Annotated in this window: 15 protein-coding genes; 6 read left to right on the forward strand and 9 right to left on the reverse strand. The window is 65.7% G+C overall.

Translation table 11 applies throughout. The features are described 5' to 3' along the window. Positions 1 to 138: 138 nt before the first annotated feature. The 3 genes from RX327_RS03920 to RX327_RS03930 all read left to right on the forward strand — a co-directional run bounded on the left by RX327_RS03920 (position 139) and on the right by RX327_RS03930 (position 4,643). Positions 139 to 2,484, forward strand: coding sequence for a mechanosensitive ion channel domain-containing protein (locus RX327_RS03920; RefSeq protein WP_317249520.1), 2,346 nt, complete (start codon positions 139 to 141; stop codon positions 2,482 to 2,484). Positions 2,485 to 2,831: 347 nt separating this feature from the next. Beyond that, positions 2,832 to 3,932, forward strand: a complete 1,101-nt coding sequence (locus RX327_RS03925) for an LLM class flavin-dependent oxidoreductase (protein ID WP_317249521.1) — start codon at positions 2,832 to 2,834, stop codon at positions 3,930 to 3,932. A 156-nt stretch (positions 3,933 to 4,088) separates the two neighbouring features. Beyond that, positions 4,089 to 4,643, forward strand: coding sequence for a flavin reductase family protein (locus RX327_RS03930; protein ID WP_317249522.1), 555 nt, complete (start codon positions 4,089 to 4,091; stop codon positions 4,641 to 4,643). 207 nt (positions 4,644 to 4,850) lie between these two features. On the opposite strand, the gene RX327_RS03935 is transcribed toward RX327_RS03930, so the two are convergent. Beyond that, complete coding sequence (locus RX327_RS03935; protein ID WP_028335900.1) at positions 4,851 to 5,327, reverse strand: hypothetical protein; 477 nt, start codon at positions 5,325 to 5,327, stop codon at positions 4,851 to 4,853. Positions 5,328 to 5,769: 442 nt separating this feature from the next. Here RX327_RS03935 and RX327_RS03940 point away from each other — a divergent pair, with 442 nt between their 5' ends. Further along, complete coding sequence (locus RX327_RS03940; RefSeq protein ID WP_050384652.1) at positions 5,770 to 6,525, forward strand: SDR family oxidoreductase; 756 nt, start codon at positions 5,770 to 5,772, stop codon at positions 6,523 to 6,525. Positions 6,526 to 6,534: 9 nt separating this feature from the next. Here RX327_RS03940 and RX327_RS03945 read toward each other — a convergent pair whose 3' ends face one another. From RX327_RS03945 to radC, 5 genes are all read right to left on the reverse strand, one after another. After that, positions 6,535 to 6,939, reverse strand: coding sequence for a hypothetical protein (locus tag RX327_RS03945; RefSeq protein WP_050384653.1), 405 nt, complete (start codon positions 6,937 to 6,939; stop codon positions 6,535 to 6,537). Beyond that, positions 6,939 to 8,522, reverse strand: a complete 1,584-nt coding sequence (locus RX327_RS03950) for a hypothetical protein (protein WP_050384654.1) — start codon at positions 8,520 to 8,522, stop codon at positions 6,939 to 6,941. Before RX327_RS03950 ends, RX327_RS03945 begins: the two co-directional genes overlap by 1 nt. An 81-nt stretch (positions 8,523 to 8,603) precedes the next feature. Further along, complete coding sequence (locus tag RX327_RS03955; RefSeq protein ID WP_317249523.1) at positions 8,604 to 10,469, reverse strand: sigma-54-dependent Fis family transcriptional regulator; 1,866 nt, start codon at positions 10,467 to 10,469, stop codon at positions 8,604 to 8,606. A gap of 245 nt (positions 10,470 to 10,714) precedes the next feature. Next, positions 10,715 to 12,838, reverse strand: a complete 2,124-nt coding sequence (glgX, locus tag RX327_RS03960; RefSeq protein WP_317249524.1) for a glycogen debranching protein GlgX — start codon at positions 12,836 to 12,838, stop codon at positions 10,715 to 10,717. A 365-nt stretch (positions 12,839 to 13,203) separates the two neighbouring features. Then, positions 13,204 to 13,917 carry a RadC family protein gene (gene radC / locus RX327_RS03965; protein ID WP_317249525.1) on the reverse strand — a complete coding sequence of 238 codons (714 nt, stop codon included), beginning with the start codon at positions 13,915 to 13,917 and terminating at the stop codon, positions 13,204 to 13,206. Between the two features lie 124 nt (positions 13,918 to 14,041). On the opposite strand from radC, the gene RX327_RS03970 reads away from it, so the two are divergent. Next, positions 14,042 to 14,761: a DNA-3-methyladenine glycosylase I gene (locus tag RX327_RS03970; RefSeq protein WP_317249526.1), complete on the forward strand. Its 720-nt coding sequence runs from the start codon at positions 14,042 to 14,044 to the stop codon at positions 14,759 to 14,761. A gap of 10 nt (positions 14,762 to 14,771) precedes the next feature. On the opposite strand, the gene map is transcribed toward RX327_RS03970, so the two are convergent. Both map and RX327_RS03980 read right to left on the reverse strand, forming a co-directional pair. After that, positions 14,772 to 15,596: a type I methionyl aminopeptidase gene (map, locus tag RX327_RS03975; protein WP_317249527.1), complete on the reverse strand. Its 825-nt coding sequence runs from the start codon at positions 15,594 to 15,596 to the stop codon at positions 14,772 to 14,774. Positions 15,597 to 15,763: 167 nt separating this feature from the next. Next, entirely contained in the window at positions 15,764 to 17,080 is a 1,317-nt protein-coding gene (locus tag RX327_RS03980; protein WP_317249528.1) for a mechanosensitive ion channel family protein, read from the reverse strand. A 221-nt stretch (positions 17,081 to 17,301) separates the two neighbouring features. Between RX327_RS03980 and RX327_RS03985 the strand changes: the two genes are divergently transcribed. Continuing rightward, on the forward strand, positions 17,302 to 19,095 hold the full coding sequence (locus tag RX327_RS03985; protein ID WP_317249529.1) for a potassium/proton antiporter: 1,794 nt from the start codon (positions 17,302 to 17,304) through the stop codon (positions 19,093 to 19,095). 9 nt (positions 19,096 to 19,104) lie between these two features. On the opposite strand, the gene RX327_RS03990 is transcribed toward RX327_RS03985, so the two are convergent. Then, positions 19,105 to 20,388, reverse strand: a complete 1,284-nt coding sequence (locus tag RX327_RS03990; protein WP_152977595.1) for a hypothetical protein — start codon at positions 20,386 to 20,388, stop codon at positions 19,105 to 19,107. Positions 20,389 to 20,445: the final 57 nt, after the last annotated feature.

A 20,445-nucleotide genomic window follows, 5' to 3' on the forward strand; every position in this document is an offset into this window, starting at 1 on the left:
AAATGCCAAGAGATGGCCGTCACAGCGGCAAACTTCCGACACACCATCGGGGCGAAAAGGAGTATCCGACATGGCGCGAGCGCGAGAGCAGATTCCTCCCAAGGGTTTGCGGTCGCGCAGTTATTTTATGAGGCCCTCGTGTCGCACAAACTTCGCCTTGCGCTGCTTCTCGTCTTCACTTTGTTCGTCTCTCCCGCGCTTGCGCAGCCGGCCGCCAAGCCGGCGCCGCCGCAACCCGCTACCGGCGACGCGCTGACGCCTGAGCAGGCGAAACGTGCGCTCGACACGCTGCAGGACGACAAGAAGCGCGGCGAGATCATCAACACCCTGCGCGCCATCGCCAATGCCTCGCCGCAGGCGGCGGCGCAGCCGGCGCCTGCGCCCGAGCAGCATTCGCCGATCCCGCTCACCGCCGACAGCCTCGGCGCACAGCTGTTGCTGATGGTGTCGGAACAGGTCGGCGAGATGTCGCGCGAGGTCACCGACGTGGCGCGGACGCTCACGCACTTCCCGGCGTTCTATTACTGGATCATGCGGACCGCGAACGATCCCGCGGCCTACAACCTCCTGATCGAGATCGCCTGGAAGCTGGCGCTGGTGTTCGGCTGCGCGCTCGCCGCCGAATGGGTGGTGTTCCGCCTGATCAAGCGGCCGGTCGCGTTCCTGGAAGCGCGGCTGCCGCAGACCGCGCGCGTGCCGGTGCAGACGCTCGCCAGCGTCGATCCGCCGTCGTCGGTTGCCGACGTCACGCCGGCGCCCGAGTTGCAGCGGCGCCGGCTCAGCCTGGCGCGGGCCTGGCAGTCGCTGGTCCGGCTGCCCTTCGTGCTCGGCCGCCTGCTGCTCGAATTGCTGCCGGTTGTCGTGTTCGGCGGCATCGCCACCGCGCTGCTCGGCACCGAGATCGGCGATCAGTCGACCACGCGGCTCGTGATCCTTGCCGTCGTCAACGCCTATGTGTTCTCGCGCGTCCTGATCTGCGCGGTGCGCGCGCTGGCGGGGCCATTCGGCCTGTTCCCGGTGCGCGCCGAGACGGCCGCCTATATCGAGATCTGGGCGCGCCGCATCGTCGGCGTCGGCGTCTCCGGCATCGCCTTTGCCAATGTGGCGCTGCTGCTCGGCCTGCACCGCGCAGGTTACGCCGCGCTGCTGCGCATGGTGATGCTGGTCGTGCATCTGTTCGTTGTCGTCATCATCCTGCAGTGCCGCCGGCAGGTCGCCGACGTCATCCGCGCCCCGGCCGATCGCATCGGGTTTGCGGCGCGGGCGCGCAACCGGCTCGCGGCGCTCTGGCATGTGCTGGCCATCGCGCTCGATCTCGCGCTGTGGGCGGTTTGGGCGCTCAACATCCGCAACGGCTATTCGCTGCTGCTGCAATATTTCGTCGGCACCATCGCGGTGCTCTTGGTCACCCGCCTCGTCACCATGGTGGTGCTGAGCCTGATCGATCGCGGCTTCCGCATCAGCCCGGAGCTGATCCAGCGCTTTCCGGGCCTCGAGACCCGTGCCAACCGCTATCTGCCGCTGCTGCGCAGGATCGTGTCCGGCGTGATCGCCTTCATCGGCTTCGTCGCCGTGCTCGAAGTCTGGGGCGTCGACGCCATCGTCTGGTTCTATGGCGGCCAGATCGGCAGCAGGCTGATCTCCGCCGTGGTGACGATCGGCCTTGCCGTGCTGGCCGCGGCCGTGATCTGGGAAGTCGCCAATGCGCTGATGGACCGGCAGATCGACACCCTGTCGCGCGAGGGCCATTATGCCCGCGCCGCGCGTTTGCGCACCTTCCAGCCGATGCTGCGCACGGCGCTGCTCTGCCTGATCGCCACGGTGGTCGGCCTCACGGCGCTCAGCGAGATCGGCGTCAATGTGGCGCCGCTGCTCGCGGGTGCCGGTATCGTCGGCATCGCGATCGGCTTCGGTTCGCAAAAGCTGGTGCAGGATCTCATCACCGGCCTGTTCCTGCTGCTGGAAAACACGGTCCAGGTCGGTGACAATGTCAGCGTCTCCGGGCTCTCGGGCGTGGTCGAGAACGTCTCGATCCGCACCATTCGCCTGCGCGCCGGCGACGGCGCAGTCCATATCGTGCCCTTCAGCGCGGTCACGACCATCACCAATGCCAGCCGCGGCGCCGGCAACGCCTCCGTCAGCGTCAACATCGCCTACAGGGAGGACACCGACCGTGCCGGCCAGATCCTCAAGGACATCGTCGACGAGATGCGCCAGGAGACGGCGTATCGCGCACTGATTCGCAGCGACCTCGAACTGTGGGGCGTCGACAAGGTCGACGGTGCGATGGTGTCGATCGTCGGCCAGATCCGCTGCACCGAGGCCGGGCGCTGGCCGGTCCAGCGCGAATTCAACCGGCGCATGAAGCTGCGCTTCCAGGAGGAGGGCATCGAGATCGCCTCGATGGGCCAGACCATCCTGATGCAGCTTCCTCCACCCTCCGAGCCCGACACCAACGCCCAGCCGCGCCGCGCGGCGGGGTAATCTGTGCGCTTCACCTCGCCCCGCTTGCGGGGAGAGGTCGAATTCGAGCAAAGCTCGAGTTCGGGTGAGGGGATTCTCCGCGAGAGTATCTGCTTCCGTGTGTGCGGAGGCCGCCCGAGTAAACAGCGGGAATGCTTGCCGGCGCGTCTCACCGTTGCGACACGTCTCGCGACGATGAGACGTCGTCAGCCTTCTCGCACCCGCCGATCGGCCGCAGCCGGCCGAAATTCGGCCGTTCCCACCCATCCCTGCGACTTCCTCCGCTGGCACAGCGCTTGCTGATCGTCATGCAATGCGCGGCAAGACGCATTGCATGACCGAACCCAACGCGAAGGAAGGAAACGCACATGGAGCTTGGCTATTTCACCATGCCCTCTCACCCGCCGGAGTGCGGATTGAAGGAGGGCCACGACTGGGACCTGAAGACGCTGCGCTGGCTCGACGAGCTCGGCTATCAGGAAGCCTGGATCGGCGAGCATCACACCGCGCCCTGGGAACCCAATCCCACGCCGGACCTGCTGATCGCGCAGGCGCTGATGCAGACCAAAAAACTTCGCATCGGACCGGGCGGCTTCCTGCTGCCCTATCATCATCCCGCCGAGCTCGCGAACCGCGTTGCGATGCTCGACCATCTCTCCGAGGGCCGGCTCAATTTCGGCGTCGCCGCATCCGGCCTGCCGAGCGACTGGGCGATGTTCAACGTCGACGGCATGAGCGGGCAGAACCGCGACATGACCCGCGAGGCGCTGGAGATCATCCTGAAGATGTGGAGCGATCCCGCGCCCTGGACCTACAAAGGCAAGTTCTGGACGGTCTCCAAGCCGGACACGATGTTCGATTTCCTCAAGCCGCACATCAAGCCGCTGCAGGCGCCGCATCCGCCGATCGGCGTCGCTGGCCTGTCGAAGAACTCGGACACGCTGAAGCTTGCGGGCGAGCGCGGCTTCATCCCGATGAGCCTCAACCTCAACCCGGCCTATGTCGGCAGCCACTGGGACTCGGTCGAGATCGGGGCCGCCAAGACCGGGCGCAAGCCGAACCGGCAGGACTGGCGGCTGGTGCGCGAGGTGTTCGTTGCCGACACCGATGAAGAGGCATGGAAGCTCTCGACCGGCGACATGATGGGCCGGATGATGGGTGAGTACTTCCTGCCGCTGCTCGGCCATTTCGGCTTCAAGGACTATCTGAAGCACGCGCCCGACGTGCCCGACAGCGACGTCACGGTCGAGTATTGCGCCAAGCGGAACTGGATCGTCGGCTCGCCCGCGACGGTCGCCGAGAAGATCGAGAAGATCTACGACGAGGTCGGCGGCTTCGGCGTGCTCTGCGTGTTCGGCTTCGACTACAAGCACAAGCCGGAAGCCTGGCACCACTCGCTCTCGCTGCTCAAGAACGAGGTGATGCCGCGCCTCAAGCATCTCGGCGCCGAGTTCGAGAAGGCTGCATGACAGCTGCGCGGGGTGCGGGGCTTGCCTCGCACCCCGCCTCGCATATCTTGAACGGAGTGTTTTTTACCTAAGCATGATCCGGACCCGGAGGGCCGCGTTGGCGCAAAGTGCGAAGCGGCTTTTCGAGCAGGATCATGCTCAAACAGGGTTTGCGGCATGACGGTCGACGCACAGAGTTTCAAGCAGGCGATGCGCCAATGCGCCGGTGCCGTCGCTTTGGTGACGGTGGGCGCCGTGCACGGCAAGCGCACGGGCCTGACGGTGACCTCGGCCTGCTCGCTATCGGACACGCCACCCTCGCTGATCGTCTGCGTCAACCGCAACGCCAGCGCGCATCAGCGCATCCGCGAGGAGCGCCATTTCGTCATCAACTTCCTGAACGAGGACCACGCGCTGCTGGCACTGACTTTCTCCGGACAGAAGGGCGTCAACGGCGACGACCGTTTTGCGTTTGGACGCTGGACCACCGGCGCCACCGGCGCGCCGGTGCTGATGGACGCGGTCGCCGCGTTCGACTGCGTGCTGGCGCAGGAATTCGAGACCAGGACGCATTCGATCTTCGTGGGCGAGGTCCAGCACGTCCGCGCCGCGACCACGGTCGACCCGCTGATCTATCTGCGCTCTGGCTTCCAGAGCGTGCGCAACATCCACGATCCGGTCGAGCTCGGCGACCTAGATGCGCGCCGCGTCAGCTGGAACGAATTTTCCTGAAGCGTGCGGACATCTGCAAGGCGAACGGGTCCAGGCGCCCGATCTTCTCTCGATCGTTTGAGGGCTGTCGGGCTGCGTCGCCTTGGAGGCGCAATGCTGACGACCCGTCTTGCGCCGCGCTTGATGGCTTTGGCCCGGCCATGCGGGCCGGGCCAACGCCATGCGAGGCGTAGCTGTCCTTGCTGTGATCCTGCGGACGCTGCGCTGCTATGACCCCGGCGTTCTCACGACCAGTTTGATGTTCAGAAGATTGACCCCCTTGAACGGGTTCGGCGCGCTTTCGATCGTTCCTGTGCCCGTCGCATTCGCATAGGCGCCCGTGCCCGAGAGGATCGTATATTCGCCGTTTGACTTTCCGTCTTTGACCGCGCCGGTGTAGCGCGCCGTGATCGCGCCTTCTTCGAACGTGTAGGTGCTGTAACCGTAATAGGAGCCCGAGCCCTTCAGCATGTCTCCTGAATGGACGAACTCCTTCACCCCGATATGGCCATCACTGAAGACGGCGACACCAAAGAACTTGCCGGAAACGACCGTCTGCCCTTCGACGTTTGCTGCCTCGATGACCTTGACGTCGACAGGCTTGGTGACGAGCTTGAACTCGAGCACTTTCTCACCCGCTACGGCGGTCGACGCCGCAACGACGATTGCCACGCTGGAAACGAAAAAGGTGATAAAATTCCGCATAGACTCCTCCTGCGTTTGCTGAAATCAAATCAAGGAGTGCACAGCGGGCTATACGTCATGCCCAGCATTTGCGTTGCAGCACGAAAGAGAGCCCGCGGTGATATCCCGGCAGCGGCCGAAGCTTTCGGTACCCCAGCACGCTGGCTGGAACGCACGCATTAGTCTACGCGACGGTAGAAGGTTCAGCAAGCGTAGTCCGCCAGCGCATCAGACGACAGGTTCCGCGACATCAGAAAAGCCGTGGCGTGCTATAGTGTAGTTGCGTGCGAGCGATCGACCGAGGAGGTAGCGCCACTCACCAATCTTTCTCTTCGCTGCCGTGGTCGGCCGCGCGCGCGGCAACCATCGAAGTTACTGCGGATCGACGTACCCATGACGATTGCTGCGGGAAAATCCGGCAAGCACGTCTCAAGAAACCTCGTCACCGACAAGGAGTCTCACCATGAAGATTGTTGTGATCGGCGGTACCGGACTGATCGGCTCAAAGACCGTTGCCATCCTGCGCCAGCGCGGCCATGACGTCGTCGCGGCCTCGCCGAAGAACGGCATCAATGCGATCACCGGCGAGGGGCTGAAAGAGGCGCTGGCCGGCGCGGCGGTCGTGATCGACCTCGCCAATTCGCCGTCGTTCGAGAACAAGGCGGTGATGGAGTTCTTCGAGACCTCCGGCCGCAACCTGCTGGCGGCGGAGAAGCCGGCCGGCGTCAAGCACCATGTCGCGCTGTCGATCGTCGGCACCGACCGCACGCCCGAGAACGGCTACTTCCGCGCCAAGGTCGCACAGGAGAAGCTGATCGAAGCGTCCGGGATTGCCTACACCATCATCCGCGCGACGCAGTTCATGGAATTCGTCGGCGCGATCGCCGATGCGGGCGTGGTTGGCAACACCATCAGGCTCTCGCCCGGCCTGTTCCAGCCGATCGCGGCGGAGGACGTGTCCGCGCTCGTCGCCGATATCGCGCTCGAGCCGCCGCGCAACGGCATCGTCGAGATCGCAGGTCCGGACCGCGCGCCGTTCAACGAGATCGTGGCGCGCTACCTGAAGGCAAAAGGCGACCCGCGCGAGGTGGTGAAAGACCCTGAGGCGCTTTATTGGGGCGGCCGGGTCGAGCAGCACTCGCTGGTGCCGCTCGGCGAGGCGCGCCTCGGCGGCATCGATCTGAACGAATGGTTGCGCCGCGCGCGGCCGGCCGCCTGACGGTATCAGCTATTTGAGCCACACCAGTAGCGGAACGGGCGCGCGTCCTTCGCAGGACAGCGTGCCCTCGTAATTGCGCGTCTTGCGGGCGCTGTAGGTGCAGGGCGCGCCGTCCAGCACAAGCTCGGCCGTGACCTGCGAATCCGCGCCCGTGATTTGCAGCCTGATTTCTCCGGCGCGTTCGTCCGGCCCGTCCTGCGTGCAGATGCCCACATGCTTCATCTTGAGCGGTCCGGAGAACTGCCTCGGCGCGCCTGGCGCGCTTTCGGTGAGATGTCCGGTCAGCTCCCATTCGCCGAGCACGCCGGCCTGGCCGAGGATCTCCATCGCGCCAAGCGGCAGGGTATAGCAAAGCGATAGCGCAACGGCGCCGAGCAGCGCCGCTCCACCGTTGCGCCATGTCGCCCGTGGCATCACAGCTTGCTTCCGGTCGTCTGGCGCAATTCGATCAGCTCCGGCCGCGACAGGTCGGCATCCGCGGTAAGCCGGGCAATCTGATCAGCGCATTCCCGGATCTTGGCCTGATCGCCGGCTGCCTTGGCGCTCTTGATCATGCCGAGATAAGTCGCCAGCCGGTTGGGCTCCTTCTTGAGCACGGCTTCGTAGGCGGCGAGCGCCTCCCTGGCCATGCCGCGATCGAGCAGCATCGCCGCGTAGAGCTCGCGCGCCGGCGCCAGCGGTCCCGGCGTGACGGGATGCTTCTCGGTCTTGTCTTCCGCCTGCGCGGCGGCGTTCATCGCGCCGAGCGCCTCGTCGTATTTGCCTTCCGCGTACAGCACCCAGGCGCTGGCGATCTGCTGCTGGATGTCGACGATGTTGGACCAGTAAGCGTCCTTTGCGTCCTTCAGCTTGTCGCGCAGCTCGACCAGCTTGGCGACATCGGCCTTGGCGGCGGCGGGGTCACCGGAGCGCGCCGCGCCGACCGCGCGGGCGAAATAGGTGATGGCGTCCGCATAGGCGTATTTGGTCGGATGCACTTCAAGCGCGGCGGCTCCCTTCCAGTCGCCGCGTTCGAAGACATAGCGGGCCTGGCTTGCCGCCACCGCGAAGGGGCCTGCGAACCGGTCGAGCTTGAACTGAAGCTTGCCGAGCTCGTCGATCACCGCACGCGCCTCCTTGTCCTGGCCGAGCTGGAGATAGGCATAGACCAGATAGTCCATCGCGTGCGCCTGGTCCTGCTGTTCGCCGTCTTCCCTGGCGATGCGCGCGGATTCCTTGTTCGAGGCGATCGACTCCTTCCAGTAGCCGACGCGCGTGAAGATGTGCGACGGCATGTGCTGGGCATGCGGCGCGTGTTCGGCGATCTTGGCATAGCGCATCGCCGCGGGGAGGCCCTTCTCCGCGAGCGCCGGGTAGTCGTAGAGATGGATCAGATAGTGGGCGATGCCGGGGTGCTCGGGCTGGCGCTTGAAGATCGGTTCGAGCAGCGCCGCGCCCTTCAGCTGGTTGGCATAGGTCTTGTCGGCCGGGGATGCCGCGACGTTGAGCGTGATCGCATAGGCGATCTGCGCCTCGTCATCGTCGGCATAGTGCGTCGCGACCTGCTCTTCGGCCGCGAGGAAACGCTGCACGCGGGTGCGGTGATCGACCTTGTCGTAGTCGACATACATCGCCGCGATCGCATCGATGTATTCGCGCTCGCGCGGGGTGCCGGCATTCAGCGCCTGGCCTTTTTTCGCAGCCTCGAGGCCGAGCGGAAGGTTTTCCGGCGGCGGCGGGGCGTGCGGATTGTAGAGATAGCTGAGCGCGATCCCCCAATAGGCGATGGCGCATTGCGGGTCGGCCTCCAGCACCTCCTCGAAGGTGCGCCGCGACGCGCTGTACCAGAACGAATGCTGATACAGCATGGCGCGATCAAACAGCTCCTGCGCTTCAGGCTTGCAGGATGTCACAAAATGCACTTTGCCCAATCGTTGCTCAGTGGAATCCGAGGCGGCAGGCTGCGAAATGGTCGCGGCAATGAGGCCAACGACCACAGCGAGGGGAAACCGTGTCATGGGACCCGCTCCGTGGCGTTGAATGAAAGGTGTATGATAGCACCCTTCAGGTGCCGCCGGAACAGCAGGGGCGGTTCTGGTCTAGCTGTCCAGCGCGATCCCTAACGCCTTGATCTTCCGGTACAACGTCGCGCGGCTGAGCCCGAGCGCCTTGGCCGCGTCCGTCACTCTTCCGTCATTGGCGCGCAATGCATCGACGATCGCGGCGCGCTCGCTCGCGGTGTGATCGGCCTCCGCACCGCGTGCGCCGAACGGCGGCAGATCGAGATCGGCATCCGTGATGACACCGTCTTCCGCGGTGCAGCCGGCGAGCCGCAGCACGTGGCGGAGCTGGCGCATGTTGCCGGGGAACGGATAGGCCATCAGCTGCGCCCAGGCGTCGGTTGCGATGCGGCAATGCGGCGCTTCCTCGTCGGCGATCTGCGCGATGACGTCTCTGCGGTCGGCGCGCTCGCGCAGCGCCGGCAGCCGCACCTCGATGCCGCGCAGGCGGAAATAGAGATCGGCGCGGAAGGCGCCCTGCTCCGCCATGCGGCCGAGGTCGCGATGCGTGGCGCTGATCAGGTGGATGTCGACGGCGACAGGCTTGAGCGCGCCCAGCGGCCAGACCTCGCGGTTTTCCAGAACGCGCAACAGGCGCGTCTGCAAGCCGATCGGCATATCGCCGATCTCGTCGAGGAACAGCGTGCCGCCATCGGCCTGCACGATCAGGCCCTTCGAACCGTCGCGCCGGGCGCCGGTGAAGGCGCCGGCCTCGTAGCCGAACAGTTCGGCGTCGATCAGACTCTCCGGCATCGCCGCGCAATTCAGCGCAACATAGTTGTGACGCGCCCGGTTGCTGGCGGCGTGAATGGCGCGCGCGAACACGTCCTTGCCGACACCGGTCTCGCCATGCAGCAGGACCGGCAGGTCGAGATTGCCGACCGTCATCAGCCGCTTCACGCCCTTGATCAGGACGGGATCGCGGCCCGCCAGCCGGTGCAGGCCGGAAAACTGTCCGGCCGGCTTTTCGCGCGGCGGTTGGGACGGTGGACGCGGCGATCGCGCCCGCACCGGCGGCGCCAGATGGCCGCGTCCCCACGGCGTGCCGTCGGCGCGACGCAGCGCGACCTGCTCGTCCGCGGCACGCGTCGCGCGATCGTCCAGTTGAATGAGATGCGACAGGTCGATGCCGTCGTCGATCATCGCATCGGTCAGGCCGAACGCGGCGCGCGCCGTGCGGCAGGCGCCGACGACACGGCGGTCGTCGTCATAGGCCAGCATGCCGTGCCCGTCGCCGGGCAGCATCGCGATCCAGGAGGCACGGTAGCGCCGGCGGAAGAACGACTGCTCGATCCGTCGCGTCGCCTCCGTGGTGACGGCGAGCGCCAGTTCATGCGCGCTGCGGCCGAGGTCGCTGCGGCACGAGGTGATGTTGACGGCGCCGGCGAGCCGCCCGGCCTGGTCGAACAGCGGCGCCACGGCACAGGAGAACATGTGCCACTGCGCGCGAAAATGCTCATCGCGATGCACCAGGATCGGCTTCTCCTCCGCGAGCGCGGTCCCCAGCCCATTGGTGCCCTCGAAGGTCTCGGCGAAGTTCGAGCCGGTATAGATCTTCCAGTCCAGAAACATCCGCGCGTAGTCGCCGTCGGGCAACCTGCTCACCAGCATGGTGGCGTTGGGATCGGCGAGATTGACGCAGTAGCCGGAGTCGTGAAGCACCCGGGCGAGGTCTTCCAGTTCCGGGATCGCGACCTGGATCAAATCCTCCATCGGCTCGGCGGCGTGCCGGATTTCGGCTTCGGTCAGCGTCTGCGGCGGACCCTGGCGGGCCGGATCGAGCTTGTGACTGACCAGGCAGCGCCGCCAGGACGCGGCAATCCGCGTCTCGGTGTCGACGCCGGCCACCTGGTTGGCCGTCGACAAAACACGGGCGACGTGATTTGAGGCCGAAAGATTGGCCATCCAGAGGTCTCCACCCCTAATTTTCCGCGAAGTCTGGCAGTCCGCGGCCGAATGTCAATTGGCCGACGGGGTCGCGGGACGGCAACCTCCCCTTGAAAAGGGGAGGTCGCCTTGCTCGGTAGAGCAAAGCGGGTGGGGATCCGCTCTCTCCGCACAGAGCGTCGCCTGTGGTTGACCCCCATCCCGACCTTCCCCCTTTCAGGGGGAAGTAGAAGGCGGACCGCAGCCCGAGTGGAGCCAACGGGCTACGGGGATGACTTCACCTCGCCGGACGTGAGCAGCACGAACGAACGCCCCGCCGCCTTGTACGCGCTGTCGAACGCGAGCTGCGCGCCCGCCGGCTCTTCCGGCGCGTTGGTGTCGAGCAGCAGCGACCAATGCGCGCCGGCTGAGGTCGGCGGCAGCTTGAAGTCGACCTCGCCCTGATAGCTGTTGAGGATGACCAGCACGGTGTCGTCCTCGCCCTCACGCGCGATCGCGGTCTTGCGGGCGCGGCCGTCGAGCACGACGCCGAAGCATTTGATCCAGCCGGTGCTCCAGTCGGTTTGCGTCATCTCGGCGCCTGTCGTGCCGATCCAGACCACGTCGCGGATCTCGAGCTGCGGATCGCGATCGCCGGAGAGGAAGCGGCTGCGACGCAGGATCGGGTAGTCGCGCCGCAGCTTGATCATCCGCTTGGTGAAAGCGAGCAGCTTCCCGGCGTCGTCGGAAAAATTCCAGTCGAACCAGGAGATGTTGTTGTCCTGGCAGTACGCATTGTTGTTGCCGCGCTGGGTGCGGCCGAACTCGTCGCCGCCGAGCAGCATCGGCGTGCCCTGCGAGGCCAGCAGCGTCGCCAGCATGTTGCGCTTCTGCCGTTCGCGCAAAGTGCGGATATCCGGATTGTCGGTCGGGCCCTCGGCGCCGCAATTCCAGGAGTGGTTGTCCGACGAGCCGTCATTGTTGTGCTCGCCGTTGGCCTCGTTGTGCTTGTTGTTGTAGCTCGCCCAATCGTTCAGCGTGAACCCGTCATGCGCGGTGATGAAGTTGACGCTGGCCCAGGTGCGGCGTCCCTCGCGGTTGAACACGTCGTGCGAGCCGAGCAGCCGCGGCGCCAGGCTGCCTGGTGCCGCCTCGCCCCGCCAGAAATCGCGCACAACGTTGCGGTATTTGTCGTTCCACTCCGCCCAACCGGGCGGAAACCGACCGACCTGATAGCCACCGGGTCCGATATCCCAGGGCTCTGCGATCAGCTTGACGGTCGCGAGCAACGGGTCCTGGTTCATCGCCTTGAGGAAGCCGGACTGCTCGTCGAAACCGTAGACTTCCCGCGCCAGGATGGTGCCGAGATCGAAGCGGAAGCCGTCGACATGCATGTGGCCGGCCCAGTAGCGCAGGCTGTCCATCACCATCTGGATCACCCGCGGATGTGACAGGTTCACCGTGTTCCCCGTGCCGGTGTCGTTGATGTAGTAGCGCTTCTTGTCCGGCAGCAGGCGGTAATAGCTGGCATTGTCGATGCCCTTGAACGACAGGGTCGGGCCGAGCTCGTTGCCTTCCGCGGTGTGATTGTAGACGACGTCGAGAATGACTTCGAGGCCGGCGCCATGCAGCCGCGACACCATCTCCTTGAATTCGCGCAGGCTGTTCGGCACGTCGGCGGCGTAGCGCGGATCCGGCGCGAAGAAGCCGATGGTGTTGTAGCCCCAGTAATTGGTGAGGTGCTTGTCCAGCAGGTTGCTGTCGTTGATGAAAGAATGCACCGGCAGCAGCTCGACCGAGGTGATGCCGAGCGCCTTCAGATGATCGATCGCGGCGTTCGAGCCGAAGCCGGCATAAGTGCCGCGCAAATGTTCGTTGACGCCCGGGTGCTGTTTGGTGAACCCCTTGACGTGGGTCTCGTAGACCACGGTCTCGTCCCAGTGCACGTCCTGCCGCTGCGCTTCCTGGACCCAGTCGAAATTGGGATCGACCACCACGCATTTCGGCATGAACGGCGCGCTGTCGCGCTCGTCGAAGGTGAGGTCGTCGCCGCTCTCCATCTTGTAGCCGAACACCGCCGGATTCCACGTTAGGCTGCCGGCATGGGCGCAGGCGTAGGGATCGAGTAGCAGCTTGTTCGGATTGAAGCGGTGGCCGCCGTCCGGCTGGTAGGGACCGTAGACGCGATAGCCGTAGAACGTCCCCGGCTGCACGCCATTGATGAAGCCGTGAAACACCTGGTCGGTGTATTCGGGCAGCTCGAAGCGATGCGTCTCGCGCCCGCCGTCGAACAGGCACACCTCGACCTTGGTGGCGTTGGCGGAAAACACCGCGAAATTGGTGCCGTGACCACTCCAATGGGCGCCCAGCGGATAGGGCAGCCCTTCCTCGATGACGAAATCGGACATCGGTTCCCCAAGGCCCTTGTCAGGCCGCCAGATCAATCTGCAACAAACGCCGCCGTGCGGAAAACGTTGCATGGGTGATTTTAGGAGAGTTTGTCCCTGGCCTGTGTGACGGTTCAAACGCGGCGCCGCTCTCTCCGTTCGTCATTCGGGGCATACGAAGCGAATGTGTGACTCACAGAGCCCGCAACAATTTCACCGTCGTCCCGGCGAAGGCCGGGACCCATTACCACGAATGCGAATTGTTTGCGCGACGCCGGGGCCATAACCTGTTTTCGACAACGCATCCCCGTGGTTATGGTCCCGGCCCCCGTGCGCAATTGCGCACTACGCCGGGACGACAGCGGGGGGCTTGTTGAGTGCAATCCTCACATCAGCCGCATGCCCTTGAAGCTGGTATGCCCGTTCTTGCCGACGATGATGTGGTCGTGCACGGCGATGCCGAGCGGCTTGGCGATGTCGATGATCGCCTTCGTCATCTGGATGTCGGCCTGCGAGGGCGAGGGATCGCCTGAGGGGTGGTTATGCACCAGGATGACGGCGGTGGCGGAGAGTTCGAGCGCGCGCTTGATCACCTCGCGCGGATAGACCGGGGTGTGGTCGACCGTGCCGGTCTGCTGCACCTCGTCGGCGATCAGCTGGTTGCGCTTGTCGAGGAAGAGCAGGCGGAATTGCTCCTTGTCGGCAAACGCCATGCTGGAGCGGCAATACTCGATCACCTCGTTCCAGGACGACAGCGCGTTGTTGCGCCTGATCTCGCCCTTGGCGATCCGGCCGGCGGCGGCGGCGAGCAGCTTGAGCTGGTTGATCGAGGCATCCTTGACGCCCTCGACCTCGCGCAGCCGCGCCACCGGCGCGTGCACCACCTCGGCGAACGAGCCGAACTTCTTCAACAGCGCCTTGGCCAACGGCTTGGTGTCGCGGCGCGGGATCGCGGCGAACAGCGCCATTTCCAAGAGTTCATAGTCGGTCAGCGCGTCCGGTCCGGCCGCATAGAAGCGCTCGCGCAGCCGTTCGCGATGGCCGTGATAATGCGGCGTCTCGCTGGCTTCGTCGTCGCTGGTATCGTGCTTGGCGGGCATCGGCCACAACCATGCCGTGCTCGCGGCGATTTGCAAGAGCCGATGCAACTGCCCGGTTTGCCACGATGCTTCGGACGAATTACCGTCGGCTGCAACGGTTCGAGAGCAAGAGGGGGAGGGCGGCGTGACTTCATTCAAGGTGATTCGCGCGCGGGCCGAGAAGCGCAAGGGCGGGCCCAAGGCGCTGGAGAAACTGCTGCGGCCGCCGGCGGGCGCCAAGGCGCTGGCCAAGCTCGGCGACGACCGCGTGCTGGCCGAGATGACCAGGCGCGTGTTCTGCGCGGGCTTTGCCTGGAGCGTGATCGACGCCAAGTGGCCGGGCTTCGAGGAGGCGTTCCTCGGCTTTCAGCCCGCCAAGCTCGCCTTCAAGCCCGACGAATTCTGGGAGAAGCTCGTCAGCGACGCCAGCATCGTGCGCAACGGCGCCAAGATCATGTCGGTGCGCGACAACGCCGCCTTCGTGCAGGAGATCGCGAAGCAGCACGGCAGCTTCGGCAAATTCCTTGGCGCCTGGCCGTCGTCGGATGAGGTCGGACTGCTGGAGCTATTGGCGAAGCGCGGCAGCCGGCTCGGGGGCAACACCGGCCAGATGCTGCTGCGCTTCGTCGGCTGGGACGGTTTCGTGACGTCCAAGGACGTGGTGGTCTGCCTGCGCGATGCAGGTCTCGACATCGCCGAAGAGGTCAAGTCGAAGGGCGATCTCGCCAAGGTGCAGGCGCAGTTCAATGCCTGGGCCGAGGAGACCGGCCTGTCCTATCTGCATCTGTCGCGGATCTGCGCGATGTCGATCGGAGAGAACCACACGCCCGAGGAGATCATCGAGCGCACGCGGAGCGATTATTGACGAGGGCAGATTACACTTGGACCCACGGCTTCTCGCCGTGCCGCTCCGACAGCGTGAAGATCTCGACGCCCGTCGCGGTGACGCCGACGGAGTGCTCGAACTGCGCCGACAGCGAGCGGTCGCGGGTGACCGCGGTCCAGCCGTCGGAGAGGATCTTCACGTGCGGCTTGCCGAGATTGATCATCGGCTCGATGGTGAAGAACATGCCGGGCTTGAGCTGCACGCCCTCGCCGGGCCGGCCGACATGGATGATGTTCGGCTCGTCGTGGAACATGCGGCCCAGACCGTGGCCGCAGAAATCGCGCACCACGCTCATGCCCTGCGGCTCGACGAAGCTCTGGATGGCGTGGCCGATGTCGCCGGTGGTCGCGCCGGGCTTCACGGCGGCGATGCCGCGCATCATCGCTTCATAGGTGACCTCGATCAGCCGCTCGGCCTTGCGTGCGATCGGGCCGATCGCATACATCCGGCTGGAATCGCCATACCAGCCGTCGACGATGAAGGTGACGTCGATGTTGACGATGTCGCCTTCCTTCAGCGGACGGTCGCCCGGCATGCCGTGGCAGACCACGTGGTTGAGCGAGGTGCAGGTCGAGTAGCGATAGCCGCGATACATCAGCGTCGCCGGATAGGCGCCATGGCTGAAGGCGAAGTCGCGGACGAATTCGTCGATTCTGGAGGTCGGCACGCCCGGCCCGACGATGTCGGTGAGCTCGTCGAGGCATTTTGCCACCAGCGCGCCTGCCTTGCGCATGCCGGCAAAGGCGCTCGGCCCATGCAGCTTGATCTGTCCGGTCTTGCGCAGGGAGGTATCGGTGGCTTCGACGTAGCTCATGGGCGGGCTGTTTCTGCGGGCAAGGGGCTGATTTCAGGCCCTAATTTAATGATCGGCGCGCCCGGCGCAAGCCAAGCTTGGGCATGGGGACATGCCCAAACGGCTTGATTTTCAGGCCATATCCGGAACAGCGGCCACCGCTGCTGCGAAAAGACCGTGCGCAGGCGCTAATTGGAGACCTCGACCACGCTCTCGACCGGCAGGGCGCCGCCGCGGATGCGGATTTCGCGGACGGGGTAGGGAACCCGGATGCCCTCGCGCTTGAAAGCGTCCCACAGCTCCAGCATCACGTCGCTCCTGACCTTGTCCATGCCGTCGGGGTCGGCGATCCAGAAGGTCAGCGAGAACTTCATGCCGGCTTCCGCGAACTCGGTCAGGATGCAGGTCGGGGTCCGGCCCTTGGTGGCGCGCGGATGGGCCGCCGCGGTCGTGATCGCGAGCTTGCAGACCTGCCGCGGGTCGGCATCGTAATTGGTGCCGAAGGCGATCTTCACCAGCGTGTTCTTGTCGGTATAAGTCCAGTTGACGACCTTCTGCGTCACCAGATCCTCGTTCGGCACCAGGAATTCGCGGCCGTCGCCGGCGGCGACGGAAATATAGCGCGTCTTCATCGCGCTGATGCGACCGGTATTGTCGCCGATGGTGACGAGATCGCCGGGCTTCACCGACTTGTCGGCGAGCAGGATGATGCCCGAGATGAAATTGGCCACGATCTTCTGCAGGCCGATACCGATGCCGACGCCGACCGCGCCGGAGAACACCGCGAGCGCCGACAGGTCGATCCCGACGGCGCCGAGCGCGATCACGATCGCGACGGTGAGTAACCCGATACGGATGATCTTGACCAGCAGCACCTGCACCGACGGCGTCAGATCGGTGGTCGCGTTGATCCGGCTCTCGGCAAAATTGCTCGCGATGTTGGTCAGCCACAGCGCCACGATCAGGAGCGCGCCGGCCTTGATCAGCAGCAGCGGGGAAAGCCGCAGGCCGCCGACCACGACCGCATACGCATCCAGCGTGTCGGCCGCCCAATCGAGTTGGCCGATGATGCTGAGCGCGGCGACCAGCCATGCCGCGATCGAGACTGTTTTCACGATGAAGGCGTTGTCGATCACCGAGGTGACGAGGCGGATCACCAGCCAGGCCAGCGCCAGCTTGGCGGAGACCGCGATCAGATAGCTGCGGCTCGGCCAGGTCGCGTGGTACATCACCACGCGCGAGATGATCACCAGGACCGCGAACACGGCGGTAGAAGCGCTCTTCACCATCACGCGGGCGAAGTGCCGGAGCGGCAGCGGCCAGCGCATCGCCAGCGACGACATGTCGACCCGCGCATGAATGGCGGTGTCGGCGGCGTAGGCGAGGCCCGCGGCGGCGAGGATGATGCCGAATTGCAGATAGAACCAGGGCGAGGCGACCTCGGCGCCGACCGAGCGCGCCGCCATTTGGATCGATTCGAGGACGTCCTTCCAGTTCATGTCCATCGGCAAAATCTCAACTCGAAGCGCGGGTCAGCCAAATGTGATTCGAAAGCCCAGCGAGAATCCCACAAAGGCGCGCACGCGACCATCGATACAACACAGTGTCGGGGCGACCTAGGGCTGATGAGACCGGGCACATTGCCGCTTATGTCAGAAATCGGTTGGCGTCCCAGTGTGGCGACGATAAGGATGCAATTGCAAGTATTTGAGACCTCCGAAGGCGCATGGCATCCCTCGACTCCGTCAGTATAGCGATCCTGCTCGGTGCGGTGCTGGTCATGGCCGGCATCCTCTCGAGCCTGCTCGCGCTGCGCTTCGGCGCGCCCTTGCTGCTCGTCTTCCTTGCGATCGGCATGCTCGCCGGCGATTCCGGCCCTGGCCAGGTCCAGTTCGACGACGTCCGCACCACCTATCTGGTCGGCTCCGTCGCGCTCGCCCTGATTCTGTTCGACGGCGGCCTGCGGACGCGCTTTGCCAGCATTCGCACTGTGCTGGCCCCGTCCGTGATGCTCGCGACCGTCGGCGTGCTGCTGACCGCGCTTGTCACGGCGCCGTTCGCGAAATACGCGCTCGATCTCAACTGGTCGGAATCGCTGCTGGTCGGCGCCGTGGTGGCCTCGACCGATGCGGCCGCGGTGTTCCTGCTGGTGCACACCCAGGGCCTGCGCCTGCGCCCGCGCGTCGGCGCGACGCTGGAGGCGGAGTCCGGCACCAACGATCCGTTCGCGATCTTTCTCACGCTCATGCTGGTCGAGTTCATCTCGATCGGCCAGAGCTCGGCCACGCACATCGCGCTGGAGTTCATTCAGGAGGCGGTCCTGGGTGCCATCGTCGGTGTCATCGGCGGGCGCCTGGTCGTGATCGCGCTCAACAAGGTGGCGCTGCCGCAGGGCCTGCATGCCCCGTTCGTGGCCACAGCTGCGCTCGTGATCTTCGGCGGCTCGCAGATCCTGCACGCCTCCGGCTTCCTCGCGGTCTACCTCGCCGGCATCATCATCGGCAACCGGCCGACGCGCGCGCATAATTCGGTGGTGACCTTCCTCGACGCCGCGACCTGGCTGGCGCAGATCGTGATGTTCGTGCTGCTCGGCCTCTTGGTCTCACCGCATCGCCTGCTCTCCAGCGCCGGCGGCGCCGTGCTGGTGGCGCTCGTGCTGATGCTGGTGGCGCGGCCGCTCGCGGTGTTCGTGTGCCTTGCCCCGTTCCGCTTCAACTGGCGCGAGAAGATCTTCATCGCCTGGACCGGCCTGCGCGGCGCGGTCGCGATCTTCCTGGCCTCGATCCCGATGCTGGTCGGGCTCTCCAAGGCCTATCTCTATTTCGACGTCGCCTTCGTCGTCGTCATCATCTCGCTGTTGCTGCAGGGCTGGACGCTGGCGCCCGCCGCACGCAAGCTGCACGTGGCGCTGCCGCGCGCCGAGCGCGGCCCGCGGCGCGTCGAACTGGATCTGCCCGGCCAGCTCGAGCAGCAGTTGGTTGGTTATCCTGTGCGGCCCAAGAGCCTGTACTTCCGCCGCGGCCTGATCCCGTCCTGGGCCAAGCCGACGCTGGTGATCCGCAACGAGAACATCCTGACGCCGGTGGAAGCCGATCCGATCGCGCCCGGCGACTACATCTATCTGCTGGCCCCGCCGGAAAAGGCCGAGTCGCTCGACCGCTTCTTCGTCGACATGCAGCCGAGCACGGCGCCCGATCCGCATCTGCTCGGCGACTTCATGGTCTCCGGCGACCACACGCTCGCCGAGCTCGCCGAGATCTACGGCGTCAAGGTCGGTGAAGACGAAGGCAAGCTGACCTTGGCGGACTATTTCGACGTCCATCTCGACCGCGCGCCGAAGGAGGGCGCCGAACTGGCGCTCGGCGAGATCGTGCTGGTGGCGCGCAGCATCAGCGGCGGCCGCGTCAACGTCGTCGGCCTGCGCCTGCCGGAGGAAGAGGAGAAGGTCGCGCCGCAAACGCGGATGCAGATCGTCAAGCGCAAGCTCGCCGATATCTGGGCGTCGGTGGCGGGTGTCTGAGCCGCGCCGTTAGGTCTTGCGCAGGAAGTTCGAATCCGGTGCGAACTTCCTGATCATGTCGGACAGCCCGTCGTCGGCCGGTGGACCGGATGGGCCCTTGGACGCCGCGTCCGGCTTGGCCTCGCCCTTGATTTTCTGACCGGAAATCTCGGCCAGCGCCGCGAGCAGCGTCTCGTCGAGATTATCGGCCGCTGTCTTCGCAGGTGGTGTCGTCGCAGCTGGCGTCTTGGCGGGCGCAGCGGGAGCCGGCGGAGGCGGCGTCGGTGGGGCGGCGGGCCCGACCGCGCGGATTTCGGGCTCGGGCCTTGCCGGCGGTGCTGACTCCGGTGCCGGCTTGGACGCATCCTTGGATGCATCCTTAGGGGTGTCCTTGGGGGCGTCCGCGCGCCGGGCGGCGGCCTCGCCGACGGCGGCGATCAACGATGCTTCGAGGTCGGCGGGCGTGTCGGCCGGCATGGGCGGCGGTGTAGCCGGCATCGGCGGCGGTGTGACCGGCACCGGCGGTGGCCCGGCGGGCTTCGCGTCCCGGGTGGCGCGACCGAACTGCGGTTCCCGCTGGCTCGCCGCCTGCGGCCGGCCGTCGGTGGCCTTGCCCGGCTTGAAGAGACCGGCGCGTTCGGCGGCCATCTTGGCGGAAGCCTCCTCGACCGTGGCGAGCAGGGACGCTTCGAGCGCGTTTGCGCGATTGCTTGGCGAAGTCGCGGGCTTGGCGGCAGGGATGGTCACCTGCTTCGGCTGCGGCGGGGTCGGAAGCGGCGGTGGCCGCGATGCTTCGACTGGTGCGGGCGGCGGCGGGCTCGGCTGACCGTCCCGGGCGCGCGCGATGATGCCGTCGACGATCGCCCCCAGGCGGCCCTTGTCGGGGGCGGCCAAATAGCTCACCGCCAGTTCGTCGACATATTGCGGGCCGTAATCGGCGAGCACATTGGCGATCTGGGCGAGATCAGGATCGCTCTCGACCAGCCGGCGCCAGGCCTCCCCGTCGTAAGTCTCCCGGTCGTAGGCTGCGTCGCCCTTCTGGTCGGGCCAGGCCACCCGGCGCGGCTGACGCTGCCCGGTATCCTGGCCTGCGATCGGGTCGCGGGTCGGCGGTTGCAGCCCGTCGCTGAGGCGCGGCGGGGTAAATCCCGAGGCGCCAGCCGGCACGGCAGCATCGGCCGGACGCCGGCGCCGCTCGTCGACCTGCAGCGCGATCAGGCCGACGCCCATCAGCAGGAAGCCGAGCGCGGCCCACGAAATCGTGGCGCACAGCAGCCCGCCGATCAGCAGCAACACCCAGCCAGTCAGTCGCACAAATTCACCTTTCCCCATGCCCGATCGGACGTCCCGACGCGGGCCTAGCAGACAAGA

The organism is Bradyrhizobium sp. BEA-2-5, from assembly GCF_032918025.1.
GTDB classification, from domain to species: domain Bacteria; phylum Pseudomonadota; class Alphaproteobacteria; order Rhizobiales; family Xanthobacteraceae; genus Bradyrhizobium; species Bradyrhizobium pachyrhizi.